The 23,745-nt window shown below is 44.6% G+C and carries 20 protein-coding genes and 1 pseudogene; 1 reads left to right on the top strand and 20 read right to left on the bottom strand.

Features of this window, described 5'->3' with window-relative positions; genetic code table 11:
* Window positions 1-56: 56 nt before the first annotated feature.
* From FTV88_RS07505 to FTV88_RS07455, 11 genes are all read right to left on the bottom strand, one after another.
* Entirely contained in the window at window positions 57-1,460 is a 1,404-nt protein-coding gene (locus FTV88_RS07505) for a hypothetical protein (RefSeq protein ID WP_243137408.1), read from the bottom strand.
* A 169-nt stretch (window positions 1,461-1,629) separates the two neighbouring features.
* A complete protein-coding gene (locus FTV88_RS07500) occupies window positions 1,630-2,907 on the bottom strand; it encodes an FAD-dependent oxidoreductase (protein ID WP_153725063.1) in 1,278 nt (425 codons plus the stop codon).
* 125 nt (window positions 2,908-3,032) lie between these two features.
* Window positions 3,033-4,496 (bottom strand): hypothetical protein, encoded by a 1,464-nt coding sequence (locus tag FTV88_RS07495; RefSeq protein WP_153725062.1) that lies wholly within the window; start codon window positions 4,494-4,496, stop codon window positions 3,033-3,035.
* Window positions 4,497-4,554: 58 nt separating this feature from the next.
* Window positions 4,555-4,986 carry a DUF6917 domain-containing protein gene (locus tag FTV88_RS07490; protein ID WP_153725061.1) on the bottom strand — a complete coding sequence of 144 codons (432 nt, stop codon included), beginning with the start codon at window positions 4,984-4,986 and terminating at the stop codon, window positions 4,555-4,557.
* 110 nt (window positions 4,987-5,096) lie between these two features.
* On the bottom strand, window positions 5,097-5,828 hold the full coding sequence (locus tag FTV88_RS07485) for a FadR/GntR family transcriptional regulator (RefSeq protein WP_162007944.1): 732 nt from the start codon (window positions 5,826-5,828) through the stop codon (window positions 5,097-5,099).
* A gap of 383 nt (window positions 5,829-6,211) precedes the next feature.
* Window positions 6,212-7,471: an aspartate kinase gene (locus FTV88_RS07480; protein ID WP_153725059.1), complete on the bottom strand. Its 1,260-nt coding sequence runs from the start codon at window positions 7,469-7,471 to the stop codon at window positions 6,212-6,214.
* Window positions 7,472-7,488: 17 nt separating this feature from the next.
* The gene (thrB, locus tag FTV88_RS07475; protein WP_153725058.1) at window positions 7,489-8,421 is read right to left on the bottom strand and encodes a homoserine kinase; all 933 of its coding nucleotides are present in this window, start codon (window positions 8,419-8,421) and stop codon (window positions 7,489-7,491) included.
* 1 nt (window position 8,422) lies between these two features.
* Window positions 8,423-9,475 carry a threonine synthase gene (gene thrC / locus FTV88_RS07470; RefSeq protein ID WP_153725057.1) on the bottom strand — a complete coding sequence of 351 codons (1,053 nt, stop codon included), beginning with the start codon at window positions 9,473-9,475 and terminating at the stop codon, window positions 8,423-8,425.
* 80 nt (window positions 9,476-9,555) lie between these two features.
* Window positions 9,556-10,845 (bottom strand): homoserine dehydrogenase, encoded by a 1,290-nt coding sequence (locus tag FTV88_RS07465; RefSeq protein WP_153725056.1) that lies wholly within the window; start codon window positions 10,843-10,845, stop codon window positions 9,556-9,558.
* A 5-nt stretch (window positions 10,846-10,850) separates the two neighbouring features.
* Complete coding sequence (locus tag FTV88_RS07460) at window positions 10,851-11,327, bottom strand: ACT domain-containing protein (protein ID WP_153725055.1); 477 nt, start codon at window positions 11,325-11,327, stop codon at window positions 10,851-10,853.
* 108 nt (window positions 11,328-11,435) lie between these two features.
* On the bottom strand, window positions 11,436-12,131 hold the full coding sequence (locus FTV88_RS07455) for a hypothetical protein (protein WP_153725054.1): 696 nt from the start codon (window positions 12,129-12,131) through the stop codon (window positions 11,436-11,438).
* A 155-nt stretch (window positions 12,132-12,286) separates the two neighbouring features.
* Between FTV88_RS07455 and FTV88_RS07450 the strand changes: the two genes are divergently transcribed.
* Window positions 12,287-12,940: a hypothetical protein gene (locus FTV88_RS07450; protein ID WP_162007943.1), complete on the top strand. Its 654-nt coding sequence runs from the start codon at window positions 12,287-12,289 to the stop codon at window positions 12,938-12,940.
* Window positions 12,941-12,975: 35 nt separating this feature from the next.
* On the opposite strand, the gene FTV88_RS07445 is transcribed toward FTV88_RS07450, so the two are convergent.
* From FTV88_RS07445 to aroF, 9 genes and pseudogenes are all read right to left on the bottom strand, one after another.
* Window positions 12,976-13,269 carry a GIY-YIG nuclease family protein gene (locus FTV88_RS07445; RefSeq protein ID WP_153726557.1) on the bottom strand — a complete coding sequence of 98 codons (294 nt, stop codon included), beginning with the start codon at window positions 13,267-13,269 and terminating at the stop codon, window positions 12,976-12,978.
* Window positions 13,269-15,494 (bottom strand): type IA DNA topoisomerase, encoded by a 2,226-nt coding sequence (locus tag FTV88_RS07440; RefSeq protein ID WP_153725052.1) that lies wholly within the window; start codon window positions 15,492-15,494, stop codon window positions 13,269-13,271. The genes FTV88_RS07445 and FTV88_RS07440 overlap by 1 nt, the downstream gene beginning before the upstream one ends.
* Before the next feature lie 131 nt (window positions 15,495-15,625).
* Window positions 15,626-17,665: a bifunctional 4-hydroxy-3-methylbut-2-enyl diphosphate reductase/30S ribosomal protein S1 gene (locus FTV88_RS07435; RefSeq protein ID WP_243137489.1), complete on the bottom strand. Its 2,040-nt coding sequence runs from the start codon at window positions 17,663-17,665 to the stop codon at window positions 15,626-15,628.
* A gap of 130 nt (window positions 17,666-17,795) precedes the next feature.
* Window positions 17,796-18,467, bottom strand: a complete 672-nt coding sequence (locus tag FTV88_RS07430) for a lysophospholipid acyltransferase family protein (protein ID WP_162007942.1) — start codon at window positions 18,465-18,467, stop codon at window positions 17,796-17,798.
* A gap of 5 nt (window positions 18,468-18,472) precedes the next feature.
* Complete coding sequence (gene cmk / locus FTV88_RS07425) at window positions 18,473-19,150, bottom strand: (d)CMP kinase (protein ID WP_207707932.1); 678 nt, start codon at window positions 19,148-19,150, stop codon at window positions 18,473-18,475.
* Between the two features lie 54 nt (window positions 19,151-19,204).
* Window positions 19,205-20,545 carry a 3-phosphoshikimate 1-carboxyvinyltransferase gene (aroA, locus tag FTV88_RS07420; protein WP_153725049.1) on the bottom strand — a complete coding sequence of 447 codons (1,341 nt, stop codon included), beginning with the start codon at window positions 20,543-20,545 and terminating at the stop codon, window positions 19,205-19,207.
* Window positions 20,539-21,717: a prephenate dehydrogenase gene (locus FTV88_RS07415; protein WP_153725048.1), complete on the bottom strand. Its 1,179-nt coding sequence runs from the start codon at window positions 21,715-21,717 to the stop codon at window positions 20,539-20,541. The genes aroA and FTV88_RS07415 overlap by 7 nt, the downstream gene beginning before the upstream one ends.
* Window positions 21,714-22,579 (bottom strand): annotated as a pseudogene (gene pheA / locus FTV88_RS07410) (prephenate dehydratase). Before pheA ends, FTV88_RS07415 begins: the two are co-directional and overlap by 4 nt.
* A 34-nt stretch (window positions 22,580-22,613) precedes the next feature.
* Entirely contained in the window at window positions 22,614-23,627 is a 1,014-nt protein-coding gene (gene aroF / locus FTV88_RS07400) for a 3-deoxy-7-phosphoheptulonate synthase (RefSeq protein WP_153725045.1), read from the bottom strand.
* Window positions 23,628-23,745 lie beyond the last annotated feature (118 nt).

Below are 23,745 nucleotides of genomic sequence, written 5' to 3'. Positions count from 1 at the left end.
ACAAAACAATATAAATCCACTTTTCTATCAGGGACGAGCAAGTAAACCCAACGTCGTCATAGTATCATTATAGCTACAAGGGTTGTAATGAAGAGTCCTATAGCAACACAAGCAAAGTTTCGCCTCACCAAGTCTATAGGGCTGACGCCAGCAATACCAGCATCTGCAACGACACCGAAAGCCCAAGCAGTTAAAGTACCACCGCCTGTCCAAATGGCAGCCACTTGGCCTAAAGCTGCTAAAGTAGCGACATCGACACCAGCAGGTCCACCTAAGGCGTTGGCCAAAGAACCAACGAGAGGCAACCCTGAGAATCCAGAACCATCAAGACCCGTCATAATTCCGATCAGGACAATACCAAATGCCAGAGGTACCGTACCAAGAGGTAGTACATGAGCCAGTGCTGTACCTAGATCAAACATAAATCCAGGTGCACCTTCTCCTAAAATAACTGGGGCTAAGCTAGGCGCTCCCAAGAAGAAGAAGCCTGCAATGGGAATAACAGCAGCAAAGATTTTAATGGAGAAAAGAAAACCTTCACGCAGGAAGCCCACCACTTTTTCCAGTGCGGACAGTCCGTGGCCCGCTAGGCTCGATGCGAGTAAGAAGAAAACGGCTGTACCACCGAGCAGTGAAGTAGCGCCACCACCTTTGATATCGGGAAGATCGGGGTTTAAGTTAGAACGAATCATAACAATAATAATAAAGAAGAAAACAGCAGGAACGGCAGCGGCAAAAAACTTTGATACAGCCGTCTTTTTCACTTCTGTATTCGATTTTAATAGTTCATTTTTCTTGATTTGTTCTGCATTGGCTACCAATTCATTTCGCTTGCGTAGCATAAAGTATGCAACAGTAAGAGCAACAATACCGGTAATCGTAGCGAACATCCAGCCTTTGGTAACAAGAAGGGCTACATCGACATCAGCAGCTCTTGCTGTAATGGCTGGTGCGCCTTGTAAGACTACGTCACCGGAGAGAGCCATACCGTGTCCGGCTAAGTTCAAGGCCATCGCAGCTGCCAGAGGAGCCAAGCCGGCGCTAATGGCAACCGGGATTAGTATTGTTCCCACAAGAGCAACAGCAGGTGTAGGCCAGAAGAAGGTTGCTGCAATATACATGACTGTTGCTAAGGTAATAAAGGCTACAGTCGGTTTGGTCATAAAGCGCTTTGCTGGCGCAACCATCAAGACATCCGATCCAATGCTTTGTAGCGCCTTTAGCATAGCTACCATCAGAGCAATGACCAACATTATATCAAAAAGTTCTGTACCTGATGTTTCAAGAGCTCGGAAGACTGTCTGCGCAGCACCAACTAGTTTAAACTCTTGGTAGACCCAACCGATTAGAAAGATACCGACGATACAGGGAACCACAACGTCTCTACGAAAGATCATAGATCCGATAACCCATAGCACAACCGATAAGTAGATCCAGTGTAAAAGTGTTAACTCTGGCATTTGCAAAAATCCCTTCTTAATTATTTGGATTTTTTACTGTGCTGGGAGCATGAAAGGAACCATCGTGGTACTTTTTTATAGTAAAATGACATTGGTCATGTTTTTTTACTTTTGCCATGCCTCTATATAGAGGCATGGCAAAAGTTTCTCTTCTATGCCTTACCTTAGGCTATATTTTCTTAGCAAAAACGCCTGTAAGCCCAGCTTGATCTACCTTTTCTTGGATTTTGGCTATGTCGGTACAGTATATTCCTTCTGCTTTCATCCGCTCAAAATAAACGGAGCCTGAGAAGGTGTACTTTTTGCCCAGTCCTTCTTCTGTTTTCATTTGTTCGTTAACATGCGCGATGGCATCACCAATGGCTAAGTTGGTAGGAAGTTCCACCAGCTCTTTTCCTTTGGCTTGACGGACAGCGTTATGCCCTGCTAGGGAACCTGTCACAATTGCTTCTGTATGACCGACGAGCAGACCCGCTTTTTCCCCACCACAGAAAAGGTTTTCAATGCCTTCAACTTTTAGAGTGTTGTCACGGGGTGATAAAGCAAGGTAACGTACAGAGTTGCCGATACCACCTGAATAAGGATCTTCAAATCGAGCATCTTCAAAGCCGGGAATTTGTCGTAGCTTGTCCAATGCATAGTAAGGCGACATTAATTTGGCATGACCTGTGTCGAGAAGAATGATATTTTCTGCAAACTCTTTTAAGGCGTATTGTTGACAGGCTTTGACCCCGAGGCTGTCACCTTTTTGTAGTTTTGCAGGAATGGGTACAATGGCAACACCTGTTTTGTCTAATTCTTCTACAATAGAAGGTGCTAGTGATTCTTTATGGAGTTTGCAAGAACCAGACATGGCACCAATCGAGCCATCACCTTTTTTACCTACAATTTCTTGAACGCCGGCTTTGGCTGCAATGCTGACTCTACCACCAAAGGTGGGACAGCGGAGGATACACATGGCACAGCCATTGCCATACTTGGCGCAGTTGCCCATAGGGCCTGCTGTACCTGTTGTTTCAATGAATACATCACCCGTAATTTCTTCACCTGATTTAAGTACAACTGCTGTAATACGATTGTTTTCTACTTTTACGCCATTAACGAGGCTTTCAAAGCGAACGTTGACGGCCAATTGCTCTAAACATTGACGTACAGCAGGCTCTATTTTAGCAACATCGTAAAGCGTGGCATGCTTGTGACCGGGAAACTCTATGTTTTTATGTCTTGCTGTATCATCAACAGCCTGAAAAAGTTCAGGCGCGCCTAGTGCGATTGCTTCTTCTGTAGCTGTAAAACGACCGTTGTTGCGCATAATGCCACCAACCAGACCTGTTCCTAACAGCATGTCTGTGCGCTCTAGTAATACTACGTCTGCTCCTGCTTTGGCTGCAGTTACCGCTGCGCCAGCGCCTGCCCAACCACCACCGATGATAACGACTTTTGCCATGTTGTGACCCTCCATAAAAAAACTATTTTTTTATGGAGACAGATGACTTCCCTTGTAAAGCTCTTCGTCATCTGCCTCCGTGGAAAGCTAGAGAAAGAGGGAACTAGTGCTTTTGAGGCACTTTTTTACTCGATAATACCAACGTGACGACCAACGATTTCTAGCAATCGTACGAGAGCACGAATGGCATAGCGAGACAATTCTTCATTTAATTGACCTTCTTCATCTGTCGTACCGAGACCGGGAGAGATAAAGATATTGCCATCATAAGCGACTGTTGGAATTACACCCATCTGGGCCATGCCTGTTTGGAAAATGTTTGATCCCGCATACATATCTTCAATGGAGAAGATGGGTAGGCCCATGCCATCTTTCCAAGTACCTTCATAGTTCACTTCTACCGCTGTAGAGTTATAGGACTTGGTAATGACAATGCCTTCTTTTAATCTTGGATGAATATTCGCAAACTCTTCACGAACGAGTCGCTCTAAATCATCTACAGGCTTTGTAACGATTTCTGGATTGTCACGAAGCACTTTCAGTGCTTGCACTTGTGTAGCCAGTGCTTCTTTACCGGGATCAAAGGTTACATAAGCAGCTTTACCATAGGAAGCTGTCGTTCCGAAGCGGTCACCATGCATGCCCATGGCTCTGCGAAGGGGAACCATTACCTCTTCTTTACCGATAATAAGACCGGATGTGGCCGCTCCTGTTGCCTTGTCCATGGCATAGACCATAACGTCGGCACCTGTTTTGACGATGCTTGTCCCTGCAAAAGGAATACCCCAGGCATTGTCAATCACATATGGAACGTTGTATTTCTTAGCTATGTCAGACAAGCCTTTTTGCAGTAGAGGCGTTCCTTCATCATCTTGTTGCGCATATCCATAACCTGGCGTGTCATAGCCTAAGGAAGTGAGGCCTGTTAGGCTTTCAGCTTGCTGAGCTGCTACTTCTTGCAGCTTTTTCAATGAAGCTTCTGCATCTACACCTGAAAGCAAAGGCGTCGGATGGTACTTAATGCCGTGAACATCGTATTTGGCACCTTCTAGTGGAACGATAATGCTGTCAAGGTTGTTTTGCCTTTTGCCATAGAAGCCCAATTCACCGGCTGTGGTGCCACGATCGGCAAAAATATCTTTGTACTTTGCAGGGAAAGGACGACCGTAGGCACCTTGGTGATGGAGATGTTTTTCATAAGGAGCTATATAGCGAGCTCTATAATTATCGCCGCGACCTAAATTCGGTGGTGTGAAGAGGCAGTCGAAGGTAAGCCAAAGTGCCGCTTCGCAAGTGCTTGTAGGCGCAGCATCGTATTCTTCACCATAAACGTCTTTTACAATTTCTCGAATCTCATCGACATATTTTGCGAGAGGGACTACTTCTTGACCTGCTTTTTCGCCCGCTTCTACAATGTCTTTGCGAAGCGGTGCAGGGCATCCAGAGATGGCACCGGTGAGACCGAATTTGCCTCGAATTTCTGTGGGAATGCCAATTTCATCGGCTGCTTTTTTTGCTTCTCCATAAATTGCTGGAAGGCTCGCTTGAAGGTTCTTATACATTTGGAACTTGTACTTGAATTTGCTCACAGTGAAACTCCTTTCGAATTTTGAAACTAAAATTCCGCATTTCATTAATGAAGTTTGCTTAAGGTTTTTTTATCAATAACTGCATTCCGATTTCAGCATTAATTTCCATGCCAGTGTAACGTTCTGCAGATTTGACAATAATGTTGATATGATTGGGCATATGGGTTTCATCAAAACCGGCGATTTGTCCTATAAGTTTTCCTTTCAGGTATACTTCATCACCTGTAACAATGACACCGCCACCTTTTAATTCAAAAAAAGCGAGATAGGCAATGGCGTTTACTTCTTTACCTGGCGCTGCATCTTGTTCATCGGTGATGATAATTTCATGAATTTCATCTTCGCAGAGAACTCTTGAGATGGGTTTAATTAGCTTTAAGCCGCGATTTTCTATTTTCCCATCGAGAATGGCAACCAGTTCACCCGTCACATCTTTTTTCTTGGCATAGGGATGAACTTTCAAAAGACCTTTGCTGTATGGATCCGTCAAAAAGCGTCACCTCCATTCATCGCTCATCATTGATGAGTTGCGATAGTTATATCAATTCGCTTTTGAAGATGAAAATCCTTCTTGTAAAAGATCTTTTTTTCTCTTTTTCCTTACTTTTTTTGATTTTCTTTATAGCGCCAATAGGTTTTTACATCTTTCATCAGATTTTCAATGTGCTGTATCATGGCTTGACGAGCTTTTTCTGCGTCACCTTCACATATAGCTTGATAGATTTGTTGATGATCTTCTATCGTTGATTTGCTTACCTGTTGTCGTATGTACTCTAAAGAAGTAGCATGACGGCCTTGCTGTCGAATCAGTGAGATGGCTTTTTCTAGAATTTCATTTCGTGAAGCTTGCGCCACGATGCGATGAAAATCCAAGTCTTGCTCTACAGCAAGTTCGCCTCGTTGATGATGCAATATCTGATGTTCTAAGATTTTTTCTAAAGCCATTATTTCTTCTTTTCGAATATGTTCTGCTGCGAGAGAAGCTATTTCCCCTTCAATCGCTCGACGGGCTACTAAAAGATCTAGCATGTTTTTTTGTGTTTCTGGGCAAAGGCTATCAGCCAATTCTAAGCTTAGACACTCTCTTTCACGACGATGCTTTAATTCGCAAAGACGCCTGTAGCCTTCCTTCGTAATAATACGCCCTTGGTAACCTATTTTCTGCGTATAACCGAGGTTGTCGAAGTCTTTCAGCAATCGCCCCACCGTTGCTTCGCTGATCTGAAAACCTCGTTCTGCCACTTTTTCACGAATGTTGCCTGAGCCGATAGGCTCGTCGTATCGATGAATCACGGAAAGGACCGCTTCTTCTTGTTCTTCTTTTGAAACCATAGTAACCTCTCTCTTTCTCATCTTTGGTAACTACTTTATTTTTAGTGATTTTCATCAAAGGGTTGTGCCCAACAAGGTATGACTGATTCGTTATACTTTGACGGAATCATAGGATATAAATCATAAATTCTAGTAGTTTCTTTGAAATCCTGTTATGTATGTGCTGAATCTTTCTTCATTGTGCATAGTTTCACTAATTTTTTCCTAGACAACGAAAATTATTTTGTGATAAGATCGGACATGCGCAAACCATGTTTGCATACATTTTTGCTCCTACCTTAGCGGTCAACCTCCCCGGTGTTGGCTGCTTTTTTTTTGTATTTTTATGCTGTATAGACAAAGAAAACCCTATCAGTTCATCTCTGACAGGGTTTTCTTTGTTTTTAGGCTGTTGCAAATCCTTCACAATTCACTGCATCCAATCCATCGAGTTCGAACTTACGGTGAATTGCTTGTACAGCTCTTTTGGCATCTTCAGCCACAATAACACAGGAAACTTTAATTTCCGATGTAGAAATCATTTCAATGTTGATGCCTTCTTCGGAAATGGCTTCAAACATCAGGGCAGCAACACCCGGTCTACTAATCATTCCCGCACCAACAATGGAAACTTTGGCGACTTTATCATCATAGATAACACCACCAGCTCCGATTTCTTCCTTCACTTGTTGAACGACAGCAACAGCCACTTCTTGATCGCTTTGCCCTACGGTGAAAGATATATCGTTTCTTTCATTGTGCATGGCACTTTGTATGATCATGTCTACGTTGACATGTGCTTTTGCCAGTGCAGTAAAAAGAATTCTTGCAATACCGGGGCGATCGGGCACGTCAAAAAGACCTACCTTGACTACGTTCATATCATAGGTCACACCACTGACCATTAACTCTTTTTCCATATCTCCTTCTGCCTCCTGCACCATCGTTCCGTCATTATGATTAAAACTAGACCGTACATGTATAGGCATTTTATAAGCTTTACCCAGTTCTACTGAACGCGGGTGAAGAACTTGGGCCCCTAAACTGGCCAATTCTAGCATTTCATCATAAGTAATTCTTGATAATTTCTGGGCTCTGGGAACGACACGAGGATCGGTCGTATAGACGCCATCAACATCTGTAAAGATTTCACACACTTGTGCACCAATTGCGACTGCTAGAGCGACAGCGCTTGTATCAGAACCACCACGGCCTAAAGTGGCAATGTCCCCGTTGGCAGTAAGACCCTGGAATCCAGCAACAATTACGATGCGACCGGCCTCTAATTCTTTTTGCAATCGCTCTGTACGAATATCTACAATTCGAGCTTTGCAGTGAACAGATTCGGTCATAACGCCTGCCTGCGGGCCTGTTAAAGAGACCGCTTCATGCCCCAGTTGAGCAATGGCCATGGCGAGTAAAGCAATTGATACTTGTTCTCCTGTCGCCAAGAGCATGTCCATCTCACGAGCTTGCGGTTTTTGTTTTTCGTTGATTTGATTGGCTAGTTCGATCAGATCATCGGTACTATCACCCATGGCTGATACGACTACAATCACTTGATTGCCTGCTTCTTTCGTTTCTACGACCCGTCGGGCCACACGTTTGATCCGTTCAGCGTTGGCGACCGAAGAGCCACCGAATTTCTGAACTACTATGGGCACAACCTTCACTTCCTTTGTTAGAATACTTTCGCCCCGACGGGACTTGGCTTTAATTCTTGAATTGTAGCCTTCACACCATGACGCTCAAAAGCCTCTTTCATGGCTCTGGCAATGTCTTCTGTATTTTCTCGGGCAAAAGCAATTAGCGTAGGGCCAGCACCACTCAAAACGGCAGCAATAGCGCCGGCATCATAAGCAGCAGCAAAGACATCTTTCATCCCTGGAATCAATTCTTCTCGGTAAGGCTGATGCAAACGATCATCCATTACTTTTCCTAAAAGTTCCCAGTCGTTATGGACAAAGGCCATAATAACCATGCTTACACGAGAAAGGTTAAACAAAGCATCTTCGAAAGGCACTTGTCGTGGCAAAACACTGCGTGCTTTTTTGGTAGCCAAGTGAAAGTCCGGTATAGCAACCAGTGCTTTTAAGCCATAAGGTGGCGGAATTTTGCGACTGACTACTTCCGAGCCTTGGGCATTTTGCACTTCTGCCGATACAACAACACCACCAAAAAGAGCTGGCGCTACATTATCGGGATGGCCTTCAAAAGTCGTTACGAGTTCTAAGACTTCCTGATCTGTGAGAACATTGCCACAAAGCTCATTGGCTGCAACAGCACCACCGACAAGAGCAGCTGCCGATGAACCAAGACCCCTTGCTACAGGAATATGGTTGATCAGTTTAAGCTTGAAGCCACAAGGTTGCATCTTCGCTTTGGCATAGACTTGTCGAATTATTTTTATTACAATATTCGAATCATCTCTCGGAATGTTGGAGATACCTTCTCCTTCTATTTCTACCACGAGCTCTCCTTGGGGAAGAGCTGTTAATTCAACGATATTGTAAAGCTCTAAAGCCATACCGAGTGTATCAAAGCCGGGACCTAGGTTCGCTGTTGTCGCCGGGACTTTGACGCGCACGAAACCAGAAGTCCTGGCGGCTGTCATGTTAAAAAACCTCCCGCAGGACCGCTTCTTCTGTCGCCGGCACCATGATTGGTCCTCCAGCTACAGAGGCAATGGCATTATCAGGATCTTTTAAGCCATGTCCGGTAAGAACGGAAACGACAGTGGCTCCATCACGGAGCAGACCTTGTTGTCTCTTTTTGATCACACCAGCCAAAGAAGCTGCCGATGCAGGCTCACAGAAAATCCCTTCTTGCGATGCTAGCAAACGATAGGCCGCCAAAATCTCTTCGTCTGTTACATAATCGATCAAGCCGCCTGATTCTTTTGCTGCATTAACAGCACTCTCCCAGGAGGCCGGGTTGCCAATTCGAATGGCTGTGGCCACTGTTTCTGGCTTCTCAATAACACGATCGTAGACAATGGCTGCAGCACCTTCTGCTTCAAAACCGATCATTTTCGGCCGTTTATCTACTTTGCCTGCTTGGTGCCATTCTACAAAGCCTTTCCAATAGGCTGTAATATTGCCTGCGTTGCCCACAGGAATGGCCAGATAATCAGGCACGGCTCCAAGTTGTTGACAAACTTCAAAAGCAGCTGTTTTTTGTCCTTCAATCCGATAAGGATTCACAGAGTTGACCAGTGTTACTGGGTGATTGGCACAAATGTTGCGTACAATCTTCAAAGCTTCGTCAAAGTTGCCTTCTATAGAAATCACTTTCGCGCCATAGATAAGAGCTTGTGCCAATTTGCCAAGGGCAATTTTTCCTTCTGGAATGAGAACAATACATTTAATACCACAACGAGCCGCATAAGCTGCTGCCGCTGCCGACGTATTGCCTGTCGAAGCACACATAATCGCTTGCGCGCCTTCTTCAACCGCTTTGGCAACAGCCATGACCATGCCACGATCTTTAAAAGAACCTGTCGGATTCATACCTTCAAACTTAAAATATAAGTTTACACCTACCTGCTCTGACAGCCGAGGTGCTTTAATTAACGGTGTATTGCCTTCTTTTAGCGTTAACATAGGCGTACGCTCTGTGACTGGAAGAAAATCTTTGTATGCAGGGATAATCCCTTGCCAATCCGACATTGTTCTGCCCCTTTCCGATACCCTTTCACTCAATCTCTGATTATTCTAATGGTTTATGCACTATTCTGCAAGAATTAACACTAATCTTGCTCTACCCGTATGACATTATCAATCTTTTCTACAATATCCATGCTATCAAGAATTTGCAATGCTTTCTGCAAATTTTCTTCCTTGACTTTGTGGGTAACCAGGACAATTTCTGCATCTTTATCAACTTGTTCTTTTTGAATGACTGTCTGAATACTCACTTCATGATCACCCAATACGCCAGCAATGGCAGCAAGCACACCAGGCTTGTCTGCTACACGTAGACGCAAGTAGTAGCGACAAGAGATCTGTCCAAATGGCTTGATGACTTTTTCATCGTAACAAGTGCAACTAATGCGGCCACGATTTTGACGAATGTGATTTCGTGCTGCATCAATGATGTCACCAACAACAGCGCTGCCTGTAGGTAAGTCACCGGCGCCTCTACCATAGAACATAGCATCTCCGACAGCATCACCACGTACAAAAATAGCGTTAAAGGCATCATTGACAGCAGCCAAAGGATGGCAAGAAGGAATCATAGCAGGGTGAACGCGCGCTTCTACTTGTCCCTCTTCTTCCTTGGCAATGCCCAGAAGCTTGATAGTGTAGCCCATCTCACGGGCATATTCAATATCGCGAGCCGAGATTTTCGTAATCCCTTCTACATAAACCTGATCGAGAGGCACACGAGTGTTGAAGGCAATCGATGCTAAAATCGCAAGCTTACGAGCTGCATCAAGACCTTCTACGTCAGAAGTCGGATCTGCTTCTGCATAACCAAGCTCTTGTGCTTCCTTTAGTACTTCTGAAAAATCGCTGCCTTCCTGGGTCATTTTCGTCAGAATAAAGTTCGTCGTACCATTGATAATCCCTTTTAGCTCTTCCATGCGATTGCCGGCTAAGCAAACTTTCAGGGGTCGAATAATGGGAATTCCACCGGCAACAGAAGCTTCAAACTCTAGATCAACACCTCTGCTTTCCGCTAGGGCCAATAACTCGCCACCATGAAGAGCCATGAGATCTTTGTTAGCCGTAACAACACTTTTGCCAGCTTCTAAGGCATCTTTAATATAGGTAAAAGCAGGTTCAATACCACCCATTAACTCGACAACAATGTTGATTTCTTCGTTGTTCATAACTTCTGCGGGATTGTCCGTTAGTAGCTCTATAGGCACAGCCGTAGCTCTTGGCTTATTCACATCTCTAACAAGAACTTTCTTAACTTCAATGGGCTGTCCCAAACGTTGTTCGATTTCTTTTCTTCGATTCTCCAGTATCCGATAGGTGCCGCCACCTACTGTACCAAGACCTAATAAAGCAATGCCAATCGCTTTTTTCATCTTAATTACACCTCTTTTTGATGATTCGTCTCTGAGGATTCATCGGCAACGAGTTGAACTTGTCTTACACCTTGTAACTGCTTTAGTTCCTCTTGCAATCGAGGAATGACAACAGAAAGCCGAGAAATATCGAGCACCAATAAAACAGGCGCTAACCCTTTCTCTGGCACCGATTGATTAATTGTTAAAATATTACCATCTACAGACGCTACTGTATGGAGAACACGAGATAAAATGCCAGGTTGATGTTCTAGCAACAAGCGAACGGAGAGAATATGAGAGCGTCCATTCCCTTGAAAAGGAAGAACGCCATCTTTGTATTTATAGTAGGCGCTTCGACTAAGACCTACTTTCTCGACGGCTTCGCTGACCTTGCTCACTTCGCCTTTGGCCAGCATCTCGTTGGCCAGGGCCGTCTTCAAGATTGCTTCTGGCAAAATAGAGCCATCAACGAGATAGAACCGCCTTCCTCCCTTTTCCACAGTCTCACCTCTGTCCACACACGGAGGAATATTTCTCTGTACCGTAGACATTATAAGCTTCTTTGTCCTCAAGAGCAAGAGGGAATGAAGAAGTTACACAATTTATTTTTAGTGCTTCCGTTTTATGATGTTGATGATAAATATAAGGCCTGCCATGGCAATGAGGGCTAAGGGTATTAGCACTTGTAAGGGATTATACCAACTACGAAAGGCCAAGAAATTGATTGGCTGAAGGAGGGCCTGGTAGAAATACTTTTCTTCTTTTTGACCAATTTTTAGCAAATATTTTCCTTCTTGCTTTTTTTCATCGTAGACAATGATATAGTAGTCTCCTGTTGTTGTGATAGGATACTGAAAAGCTTGTGTTATCCAGTATAGGTTTCCTGTCATGGGATCTAGATAATCTTTTTCTTGCTCCGAAGGCATAACTTTATAAGCTCCATAGTCCGAAGAAAGGGGCAGAAAAAATGGTAACTCATCATAAGTTGGTAAGTCTGGTCCCACCAGAAAAAAAGAAGGGCGAAAAGTATTGAGAGCGTCTACTTGAGGTATGGCCATTTCAATATTTACAGTTTCTCCTTTTTGAGCTTTTACTTGAAAAAAATCACGCTGACCTTTAACGGAGAAGTTTCCATAAATCAAAGTTCTCTTTGATAAATCTTCAATTTCCATGGCCCTATCAAAAGCGTTGGCCTGAGAACCACTGAAAACAATTTGCTCTTCTCCATAGGATTTCTGAGGAAATGTGACTATAACTAGCGCAATGCTTAGCAGTAGCAGCATTTTTTTTAATAAAAATGACATCACTATCACTCCTTTCATTTATACTTTTTTCCTATCATGTCAACCAGTTCTCTTACTTCTTTTTACGCCGTCACCAGAATCAGTGAATCTACATATGATGTAGCGATAATTAACGATATCTTTTTATATGATTGATTTGGAAAGGGGACCCTTCGATGTGTGATTGTCGTTACCCACCCTACCCCTGTCACCCTCCAAAGCATGTGAAAAAACCGGTAAAAAGAGAACCAATTGAAGAGTGCCATCGGTTGATGCGAGAACATGAAATGCGAACGGAACAAATGGTTAGAGCCATGATGGATCAATATGGTCAGCATATGTATCGGCGGTTATATAAACATATGCAAATGATGTTCCTATGCATGAAGGAAGATGTGAAACCAACTTTGCCCACCAAACCTTGTCCTCCGCCGGCTCTATCTCCCATTCCGGAACGAAAGCCACTTCCTCCCAAAGCGCCTAAAAAACCGTGCCCACCACCCAAAATCCCCGCTGTACCAAAGCCTGTCGCACCAATTGAAGAGCCGCCCAAGCCAATCAAAAAACCAGCACCACCACCGAAAAAGCCGATTGAAAAGCCTCTGCCACCGAAGCCCATTGAGAAGCCTTTACCACCGAAACCAATCGATGTACCACCACCACCTGTAAAAAAGCCAGTTGAAAAGCCTCTACCACCAAAGCCGATCGAGAAACCGATTGAAAAGCCTCTAAAGCCTATGCCTCCAAGACCTGTAAAAAAACCAGACCTTATTCCTTTTTCTGAACCTTTGCCGGAGCGAGACGGTGAGAATGAACCGAATAAGCAATAAAGGTCTACATTGCCCTTTCTTCTAAAAAAAAAGCCTCATGAACTTTGGTTCATGAGGCTTTTTTCTCTGGATTTTTCTATAGAAAGCGAAAAAGCGTCTATTAACGCCTGTTTTTGAGCTCTTTTGAGTTGTTTAATTTCCCACTCTCGTCGTTGTGCTTCTTGCCTCGTATCTTTGCATTCCCAGTAGACCAATTGCACGGGCAAACGAATTCTTGTATAGGCACCGCCTAGCCCTGCATTGTGAGTTTTTACTCTTTTTACCAGATCTACAGTCCAGCCCGTATAGTAGGTACCGTCCACACATTGCAAAATATAAGTGTATGCCATCAAAAAAGAAACTCCACTTTGCCATTTTGTAAAACCAGAGCCGCTGAGAATGTTTTTCCAGCTTTAGAACGGAATCCTTTTAAAGTACCTGTCTTGCCGTCTCGAAGCAATTTTCGCAAGGAGGCCATCGTCAGTTTTTTGCCGGCGATCTCTTTCCAGATTACAAAGGTACATCCCTTTTTCCAGTTCGAGCACCCAAAGCCTTTGCGACCTTCAATTACTTCTCCTTGGCAGAGAGGGCAAAGTCCAATATTTTTTTCACTTGAAGTTTTTTCTAGGGTTCCCTTTTCATTGGTATTCCCTTGATTCTTTTTTATAGCTATGTTGTCAATCTTTGCTGTAGAATTTGTTGTTGAACTTTCAACGACTTTTGCTTTTTGCAAGTTATCAATTAAAGTATGTATATAAAGGTTTAACTCTTGGCGATAGCTCTCTTCCGACAAGGTTCCTTCTTCTATTTGTGCTAACTTATCTTCCCACAATGCTGTTAACGCCGGTGATTTAATCGACTCGTCACGAATGGCCTGTACGACTTGCATACCAAAGTCAGTGGCTACCAGCTGTTTTACTTTACCTCTGCCGATTCGCTCAATCATATCAAGCTTTATCAGTTTTTCAAGGATAGCGGCTCGTGTTGCTTCTGTACCTAATCCTAGTGGTTTTAAGATTCCCTTTAAGGCTTTGTCATCGATGAACTCTGCAATGTTCTGCATCGCTTTAATGATCGTTCCATCATTAAAAAGAGGGGGTGCTGTTGTCATTTTCTCTTCAAGAGAAGTCTTTGTAACGAGATAGCGGTCGCCGACTGCAACATCCGGTAAGTTTTGTGATTCTTCTCCATCCTTTTCGCGACTATCATCGTCTTTTGCTGTCTTGTTGTCACCCTGTTCATAAAGGACAAGCCAACCCGGACTAAGCAGTCTTTTTCCACGAGAGCGAAACCGATAGAACTTATCGTCTTCTTGCTGTGGCAGTCCCGTAATAATTTCTTTTTTCTCATATTGTGCAGGTGGTAAAAAAATCGCCAAAAAGCGACGTAACACCAGTAAGTAAATCGCTTTTTCATCGCTTGTTAATCGATCTAACCCTACTTTTTTGTCGGTAGGAATCAAACCGTGGTGATCCGTTACTTTGGTACTGTCCATATATTTTTTGCTTAAGCGAGGCAAGGGTGCATGAAGAATAGAACGAGCTATCGTGCATAGTTCTGGAATGGCTTCAGCCACCTGGATAATTGACGGAAGTTGTGCTGTCAGAGAAGGCTCTAGATGTCGTGAAGAAGTACGAGGGTACGAAAGGCATTTGTGTTTTTCATAAAGCGCTTGAGCCAGGGACAGAGTCTTATCGGCTGTAAAGCCAAAGGCTTTCGCAGCTGTCACTTGTAGATCAGAAAGATTAAAAAGTGGCGGCGCACTTTGCCATTCTTTTTTATTGTCTTGCCACAGCACTTCACCTGTTTGGCCTTCAATTTTTTCTATAATGGCTGCGCCAAGAGCCTTATCTTGCAAACGATGGATGGTGTCACTATCTTCTGCAAGAAGGGTCCCCCAATAGGTATTGCCAAATAAAGCTTTTACAAGAAAGTACGGCTCCGGATGAAAGTTACGATGTGCTTCCGTACGTTGGGCAATTACAGTAAGTGTAGGCGTCATAACCCGACCCACATTAATCTTTCTACCAGCACATAAAGACAGGGCCGGTGAAGCATTCATGCCTACAATCCAGTCTGATTGTGCTCGTAAGCGCGCTGCTTTTGATAAACCCGAATATTCATCGTAATTCTTCATTGCAACCCAGGCTTTTTTGATCCCTTCGTCGGTAAAAGTAGAAAGCCAGAGCCGTTTAACGGGCAAAGAAGATTGAGCCAACTCATAAATATAATCAAAAATCAACTGACCCTCACGACCGGCATCGGTAGCACAGACAACATAACGAAACCGTCTCTGCAACAATAGGCCTTTTAATGCTTTGAACTCTTTTGCAGTACTGCTGCGTATTTTCAATGGAATGGTATGGGGTAAAATGGGCAGATTGTTTAGATTCCATCTCTTATATTTGCCGTCGATTTCCCCGGGCAATTGCAGTTCTACGAGATGTCCTCTGGCATGAGCTATGACAAAGTTTTCATTTTCTAAAAAGCCCTGGCTGTTTTTTCTCGCATTGGGTGCGATGACACGCCCAATTTCACGAGCTGCTGAAGGCTTTTCGGCTATCACTAAAATCATAAAGCCTACCTACCTTCTATATTTAGAAAGAGAAAAAAGCGGGACCATTGCCCCGCTTTTTTGTTACTAATTCAAATCAGCTACCATCCCGTAATAAGCTTGTGCGTAAGTTCAAGGGAAGAAGGCTATCTTTAACCCTCTTGATTGTCCAAGTAGGATTGCACTTCTTCTTGTTCTTGATCATCTTGTACAGCACGAATGCTTAAAGAGATACGGCGCTCATCTTCTTTAATATCTAATACTTTGACAGTTACTTGCTGTCCGACTGCAACAACATCTTCTGGTTTGTTGACACGACGGTCGGCCAACTGGGAAATGTGAATTAAGCCATCTACGCCAGGCTCTAGCTCGGCAAAGGCACCGAACGTCGTTAGTCGAACGACTGTTACTTCAATGATCGAGCCGATAGGATACTTTTCAGCAACCGTATCCCATGGATTGGGCAATACTTGCTTGAGCCCTAAGGATACTTTTTCTTTATCGCGATCTACTTTGAGAACATAAACTTCGATTAGATCGCCTTCTTTTAACACGTCGCCGGGATGCTTAATTCGTCCCCAAGACATTTCTGAAATGTGAAGAAGTCCATCGACGCCACCTAGATCAACAAAAGCACCAAAGTCCGTTAAACGACGAACGGTACCGCGACGTTTTTGATGTTCTTCAATTTCTCCCCATGTCTCTTTACGAGCTTTTTGATATTCTTCTTCGAGAACGACTTTTTGCGATAAAACAGCATTGTTGCGCTGATCATCGATTTCCATAATCTTCATTCTTAGTGTTTGACCTACATACTGATCAAGGTTTTCAACAAAACCACGCTCTACATGAGAAGCAGGAACGAAGCCGATAATGCCAATGTCAACGCGTAGACCACCTTTGACGGCAGCAACGACTTCACCGGTTAGAATCTCTTCGCGCTCTTTGGCTTCTTTTAAGGATACCATTTTCTCTTTCTCGATGGCTCTGCGACGAGACAATAGAAGAGTGCCGTCTTCATTTTCTGCGCGCAATACAATAACTGGGATCTTTTGACCAACTTTCACAATCTCTTCTACATTCTCTGGTACGCGCGGTGCAATCTCTCTACGAGGAATAACACCTTCTGACTTACCACCAACGTGGATAAGTACTTCATCATAACTTACTTTAACAACTTCACCTGTGATAAGCTGACCTTCTTCGTACTTTTTGTGTTCTTCTTCGTACTTCTTGAAAGTCTCTTCGAAAGAGCTACCCATATCTTCCATCTCAACATCTTGAGAGGTTACTTCCTCTTCTACCTTTGCAGCCTCTTGCTCTGTAGCGATTTCTTTGTTCTCGTTTTCTTCCTGGTTCCACTCGGACATTCTTTGAACTACCTCCTCGATTATCCAATGGGGTGTTGATGCCCCTGCCGTAACGCCGGCTTTTTGAACATTCTTAAAGTAATGACAATCCAGTTCTTCAGGCTTCTCTATGTGATAGGTGGGTACACCTGCTTCCTGACAGATCTGCGCTAGCTTTTTCGTATTAGAGCTATTGCGGCCTCCGATGACCACCATCACATCAACCTGCTCAACCAGCTTTTGGGCTGCTTCTTGCCGCTTCGCTGTGGCTGAGCAGATGGTATTCTCAACCTCTACCTGTAACTCTTTCTGATGAAGAGCCTGGCTTATCTCACGCAAAGTACTTTCCTTAAGCGTAGTTTGCGCAATTAACGCCACCTTACCCAAGAGGTTTAACGCTTCTGCCTCTTTTTGATTAGCTACAACCAAGGCCTTTCCGCCGGTCCAAGCAACGATGCCTTGAACTTCTGGATGTTCTCGGTCCCCTGCTACAAGAACCTGGTACCCTTGATCAGTGAAGCGCTGTGCAGCCTTTTGTACTTTCTTGACAAAAGGGCAAGTGGCATCGATAACAGTGAAGCCCCGTTGCTCAGCGCAGCTGTATACTTCAGGGCCGACGCCATGAGAGCGGATTACAACCCGCGTCGGATTGGCTGTATGCAGGTCTTCGATTGCCTGAACACCCTGCTGAGCCAATCTTTCAACAACCTGGGGGTTGTGAATCAAGGGACCATAGGTGGAAACATGATCATGCTTTTGTAACTCTTCTTCCACTTTGTCCAGAGCCTTCTGAACGCCAAAACAGAACCCAGCGTGCTCCGCCAGGATGACTTGCAATCCCATCACTCCTTGCCTTGTTCTGGTACTATTTTCGAGATAAAACGTATAATTCCTGCTTGACATATAAAAATTCCCCTTTCGCTTGCGCTATGAGGGGAAAAAAAACTAGCAGGCTACTTTGCTTTTATTTTTCTTAAGCGCAATGGTTTTTACGGCCTTCCTCAATTTGCTCTGCAATGGAAGTCATAATTTGATCTGTTATTTCTTGTATTTTCTGACTCGATATCTTTTCCCCTGCTCCAGTCTCGATGACAAGGGGCTTACCAAAGGAGACCACAAAAGAATTAAATCTACCTCGAGAAAAAACCTGAGAGGTATTATACAAGCCAACCGGTACGATCGAGGCACCAGACTTGGCCGCAATTAAAGCAACGCCCGATTTGCCTTCTCCTAGGGTACCCGTTTTGCTTCTTGTTCCTTCTGGAAAAAGGCCTATCACTTTATCTTCAGCGAGCAATTCTATCGATTTCTTCAAAGCTTTTCGCCCCGTGCCGCCTCTTTCTACGGGGAAAGCACCAAAGTTACGAAGCAGCGCTCCAAGTATGGGTATCTTAAACAATTCCATCTTGGCCATAAAATGAACAGGCCGATGGACAGCACAACCGACAATCAAAGGATCCCAGTTCGATATATGATTAGAAGCGATAATAACAGGTCCCTGTCGGGGGATATTCTCAAGGCCTCGTACATCCCAACGGCAGATTCTAGCAAAGAACCAGATGATTAGCGGGCGAAAAAAACGAAAGATCCAGGAAGGTCGTTCATGAGGAGAAAAATCCTTCTCTTTATTAACTTCATGTTCCACAGCCTTCACCTGCCTCCACGGTTTGGCAGAAGATCTAGGATTTTTTGAATTACTTCTTCTATTCCCAGTCCTGTTGTGTCAATGAGAAAAGCATCTGCTGTCCGAACAAGAGGAGCCACATCGCGAGAAGCATCTTGTTCATCGCGACGTCGAATCTCTTGTCGCAGTCTTTCTTCCTCTACCGGAATGCCTTTGTTCATAAATTCCAGATAACGACGATGCGCTCGCTCTTCAATGGAGGCAGTCAGAAATATTTTTACTTGCGCAAAAGGCAATACATAACTGCCAATATCACGACCATCCATAACAACATTTTGAGATTTGGCCATGGCTCTTTGCTGCTCTACCAGTACCATGCGTACACCAGCGACAGCAGCCACCTGTGAGACATTGCTAGAAATTTGAGGACTTCGTATTGCATCTGTTACGTCAATAGTATCTACAAGCACAGCGAGACTGTCACCCTTACGGAGTAACTGAATCGATGCCTCTTGGGCTAGTGCCGTGAGAACTTCTTCATCATGTAAAGAAAGACCTCTTTCTAGGGCTAGCCAAGTTACTGCTCTATACATGGCACCTGTATCTATATAGAGGAAGCCCAATCGTCGAGCTACTTCTTTGGCTACCGTACTTTTGCCAGCACCAGCAGGGCCATCAATTGCGATTTGTATCGGTTCTATCACTGTTACAAAATCTCCTTCAGCCACTTTTTCTGCCGGTATTGTACCATATTTTTCTCATTGCTGCAGCAGCTTCAATGTAGAAAAAAAGCCTGGAAAAGATACATCGACAGCGCCTGCATCTTGGATCGTTGTGCTACCTTCTGCCACAAGAGCTGCAATGGCTAAAGCCATAGCAATGCGATGGTCGCCCTTACTTTCTACTGTAGCGCCTTGTAGGCGTTGAAAACCACAAATGGTCATGCCGTCAGGATGTTCTTCTATGGTGGCCCCCATCTTTCGTAACTCTCCAGCTAAGACGGCAATGCGATCCGATTCTTTAACCCGTAGTTCAGCGGCATCACGAATCACTGTTTTTCCTTGCGCGCAAAGGGCAGCCACAGCTAGAATCGGTATCTCATCAATAAGCCGTGGTATCAAGTCTCCTCCGATGGTCGTCCCCTGCAAAGAAGCCGATTTCACAATTAGGTCAGCGACAGGTTCCCCTGCTACGATGCGTTCATTTTCTTGCTGGATCGAACTGCCCATGGCTTGTAAAACTTCGATGATGCCATCTCTGGTTGGGTTAACACCGACATTGCGAATGCGCAACTGTGATTGCGGAACGATAGAAGCGGCTACAAGTAAAAAAGCAGCCGAAGAAATATCACCGGGTACCTCTATGTCCTGTCCCTGTAAAGTGGGAAAACTTTCTATAGAACTGAAAAAGCCTTCAACCGACGGATTTGTCGATTGCCTGATTGTTGCACCAAAGGCCGTAAGCATTCGTTCAGTGTGATCGCGAGAGCGGTGAGGTTCTCGGACCGTTGTAATACCATCGCCATAGAGTCCTGCCAATAAAATTGCCGACTTGATCTGGGCGCTGGCTACAGGAGTGCTATAATCAATGGCTTGTAAAGGTCTTCCTGTCCCTGCAACGGCTAAGGGTGCTTTTTTGCTATCTTGACGTCCTAGAATCGTAGCTCCCATCTTTTTTAGAGGTTCCGTCACCCGTCCCATCGGTCGACTTCGAATGGAGTCATCGCCTGTAAGAACAGAGAAGAAAGGTTGACCACTTAAGATACCTGTCATCAAACGCATGGTCGTCCCTGAATTACCTACATCTAGAACATCACCAGGCTCTTGCAATCCCTGTAGCCCTTGACCTTGTACGATTACTTCTGTCGCTGTTGGCTGGGAGATGGCTATACCCATCTTGCGAAAGCAAGCAATCGTCGATAGGCAATCTTGACCCGGCAAAAAGTTTTTGATCCTTGTCTGCCCTTTTGCTAAAGAGCCGAACATAACTGCACGATGAGAAATCGACTTATCACCGGGCACAGTGAGATCACCTTGCAAAGGCCCCAGTCCTTTTACGACAACGTCCTGTCCTTGCACAGAGCCACTCCTCCTTACCATCTCTTCACAATAATTCCATCTTGACTTAGAATTTGCAACGCTTTTTCTGCTTCTTCCTCTTTATAAAAACCAACACGAATGGTACCGCCATGACCTTCTCGGACTCGTAAGATTTCAATATCAGCTATGTTCACTTCTTCATCGCCTAACAATCGTGCTATATGCCCGATCATACCAGGACGATCGGGCACTGTTACAACAACTTCGTGAATGCCCGGCAGGAGTCCTTTCGCTTTCCCGGGGATGGTTAAGCGAAGCTCGCGAGCTCGATGTAGCCGCCCTTTTAAAGGTTCTTGTGGACTCTGTGAAAGACCCTCGTTTTTGACGTTAGAGGAAGAAGGGCCACAGGCAATGATTTCATCTTTTAATTGCGTCAAAAGCCTTTGGAAGTGCTCGATTTTTTCTACCAAATGCTTGCGATTGGTACAAGCTATGTCGAACCACATCTGCGGGTCTCCGGCCGCGATTCTTGTCGTATCTCTGAAACCACCGGCGGCCAGCATGGTCACTTCAGGTTGAGTTTTTGTCACTTCTCCCAGTGTATCAACAAGTGCAACGGCAACCATGTGAGGGAGGTGGCTGACCATAGCCACCATGGTATCGTGTTCTTCCGGCGAAAGTTCTAAAGTGCGAGCACCTAAAGATTGCACCATTTTCTCTACTTTTTTTAATGCATTGCGATCTGTTCGCTCACTTGGCGTAAGCACATAGACTGCATTTTCTAAGAGATAGCGATCGGCTCCTTCGATGCCTTTTTTTTCTGAACCAGCCATCGGATGTCCACCGACAAAAGGGTTTTTCTCACCTAACATCGACTCAAGTTCTTGTACAACCCAACTTTTGGTAGAACCAACATCTGTTACAATGGCACCCGGTTCTAAGTGCTTTTTCATGGCATCTAGGATTTTCGGATAGGTCCGTACTGGCGTAGCTAATATGATCAAGTCTGCCCCTTCGACAGCTCTGGCAATTTCTTTTTCTACACGATGGGCCGCTTGGGTTGTAAGAGCTAGGGCTAAACTTTCTTCATTACGATCACAACCAACCACTTCTGTTGCCATGTTACCTTGTCGTAAGGCCATCCCCATAGAGCCACCGATTAAGCCCATACCGATAATAGCAATTCTTTGAAAGGAACAGTGCTGGTCCTGCTGGGAAAAAAGGCTGCTCATTCTTGTACCGCTCCCTTTTTGTAACTGCCTAGTATGCGTGTCAGAATCGAATTCTTACCGATAGCCTTTAAAGCTTCTGCAACCCTGGGATCTCGTTGGTGACCTACACAATCAATATAAAAGAGGTAGTGTCCCAACTCTTGCTTGGTTGGTCTTGATTCAATGCGAGTCAAATTAATCTGTCTTTCTGCAAACTCTTTTAAGATACTGTACAGTCCACCGGGTCGATCTTGTGGCAGTGCACAGACAAGCGACGTCTTGTCGTCTCCTGTTGGCTCTGTAAGTTGGCGGCTCATGACCAAGAAGCGCGTTTTGTTATTATCATGACTTTGAATAGAGAAGTTGGCCACCTGCAAGTCATGACGAGAAGCTGCAAAGGCAGAAGCTATGGCTGCGGAATACTTCTTTTCATCTCCTTGCATTGTAGTTACTTTTTGCGCACCTTCGGCCGTCGATAAAGTAGGAATCAAAGTTGCACCTGGTAATTTTTTCTCTAGAAAAGGTCGACATTGGGCCAGCGCCTGGGGGTGAGAAAAAACTTTTTCTACCTGTCGCCAGTCACAATCAGGTGCAACAAGTAAGCAATGGTGAATCGACACAATTATTTCACCACTGATTAACAAGGAGGGATTTTCAATCAATTCGTCAAGCGTTTGATTTACGGTTCCTTCAATGGAGTTTTCCACGGGCAATACAGCGACTCAATCTCCCGGGTTCCTAAAGCATCATAAAGAGACGTAATGGATGGGTAGGGAGATAGAGAAACCTGTTGTTCTTGATCAGAAAAAAAGACCTGAGCGGCCTCTTCACTGAAGGTTCCCTCAGGTCCTAAATAACCGGCTCTAACGGTTTTTTCTTTCATATAACCTCCAAAACCTTTTGCTGCTTCTCAATTATTATAAAGTCTTCCCCATCATTCGAGTCATTGTACGCAATTCTTCCATCAAAGCTTCGAAATTGGTAGGTGTTAAGGACTGCGGTCCATCGCACAAAGCTTCACTGGGGTTAGGATGAACTTCGATCATAATCCCATCGGCACCGGCGGCGAGAGCTGCTTTGGACATAGGACGAACAAGTTGCCACTTCCCTGTGCCATGACTGGGATCAACAATTACCGGTAGATGGCTCATTTGCTTTACTATGGGGATGGCACTTAAATCCAGCGTGTTGCGAGTGTATGTCTCAAAGGTACGAATGCCTCGTTCACAAAGAATCACCTGGTGGTTGCCACCAGCCATTAAGTATTCTGCTGCCATCAACCATTCTTCTATGGTCGAAGATAAGCCTCGTTTTAGTAAAATCGGTTTGTTGACTCTCGATAGCTCTTTGAGCAGGAAAAAGTTCTGCATATTGCGAGCGCCGACTTGCAATATGTCACTGTAATGAGCAATTACTTCGATGCTACGTGGATCCATTACTTCTGTCGTAATTAACAGACCCGTCTCTTCTCGAGCCTGTGCTAGTAGCTGCAAGCCTTTTTCTTCGAGACCTTGAAAAGCATAGGGTGATGTGCGAGGCTTAAAAGCACCGCCTCGTAAAATTTTAGCACCAGCCGCTTTGACAGCTCGAGCCGACTCAATCAATTGCTCCCAGCTCTCGACGGCGCAAGGACCAGCAAAAATCTGAACCTGATCGCCACCTATTTCTACATCACCAATTCGAATCACTGTGTCTTCTTGACGGAAATCTCTTCCCGCTAACTTAAAGGGTTGTAAAATCGGGACAATTTTCTCCACACCAGGCAATGCCTCCAAGTTAGATCGATCAATGCGCGTCTTATCACCGACCGCTCCAATAATGGTTCTCTCCACACCTTTAGATAGATGAATCACAAATCCTTCTTTCTGTAACCTTTCGCAGACCGCATCGATGGCTTCATCCGATGCCCCTCGGTTCATCACAATGATCATTATCCACGCCTCCCTTTTCTTTGCTTTTAATCTTTCCGTTCGGAAGGTTTGGCAATCGGTATTTCTCATAAAGAGACAAAAAGACACTCCAACAGAACAGGTGGAGTGCCTAAAAAAT

Source organism: Heliorestis convoluta (assembly GCF_009649955.1).
Taxonomy (GTDB): Bacteria; Bacillota; Desulfitobacteriia; order Heliobacteriales; family Heliobacteriaceae; genus Heliorestis; species Heliorestis convoluta.
This window is presented reverse-complemented; position numbering and strand designations above follow the sequence as displayed.

Coding starts and splice junctions, on each gene's coding strand:
- FTV88_RS07505 (WP_243137408.1), bottom strand. CDS start 1,460: ATGCCAGAGTTAACACTTTTACACTGGATCTACTTATCGGTTGTGCTA.
- FTV88_RS07500 (WP_153725063.1), bottom strand. CDS start 2,907: ATGGCAAAAGTCGTTATCATCGGTGGTGGTTGGGCAGGCGCTGGCGCA.
- FTV88_RS07485 (WP_162007944.1), bottom strand. CDS start 5,828: ATGGTTTCAAAAGAAGAACAAGAAGAAGCGGTCCTTTCCGTGATTCAT.
- thrB (WP_153725058.1), bottom strand. CDS start 8,421: ATGACAGCCGCCAGGACTTCTGGTTTCGTGCGCGTCAAAGTCCCGGCG.
- thrC (WP_153725057.1), bottom strand. CDS start 9,475: ATGTCGGATTGGCAAGGGATTATCCCTGCATACAAAGATTTTCTTCCA.
- FTV88_RS07465 (WP_153725056.1), bottom strand. CDS start 10,845: ATGAAAAAAGCGATTGGCATTGCTTTATTAGGTCTTGGTACAGTAGGT.
- FTV88_RS07455 (WP_153725054.1), bottom strand. CDS start 12,131: ATGTCATTTTTATTAAAAAAAATGCTGCTACTGCTAAGCATTGCGCTA.
- FTV88_RS07450 (WP_162007943.1), top strand. CDS start 12,287: ATGTGTGATTGTCGTTACCCACCCTACCCCTGTCACCCTCCAAAGCAT.
- FTV88_RS07445 (WP_153726557.1), bottom strand. CDS start 13,269: ATGGCATACACTTATATTTTGCAATGTGTGGACGGTACCTACTATACG.
- FTV88_RS07440 (WP_153725052.1), bottom strand. CDS start 15,494: ATGATTTTAGTGATAGCCGAAAAGCCTTCAGCAGCTCGTGAAATTGGG.
- FTV88_RS07435 (WP_243137489.1), bottom strand. CDS start 17,665: ATGGGATTGCAAGTCATCCTGGCGGAGCACGCTGGGTTCTGTTTTGGC.
- aroA (WP_153725049.1), bottom strand. CDS start 20,545: ATGGTAAGGAGGAGTGGCTCTGTGCAAGGACAGGACGTTGTCGTAAAA.
- FTV88_RS07415 (WP_153725048.1), bottom strand. CDS start 21,717: ATGAGCAGCCTTTTTTCCCAGCAGGACCAGCACTGTTCCTTTCAAAGA.
- aroF (WP_153725045.1), bottom strand. CDS start 23,627: ATGATCATTGTGATGAACCGAGGGGCATCGGATGAAGCCATCGATGCG.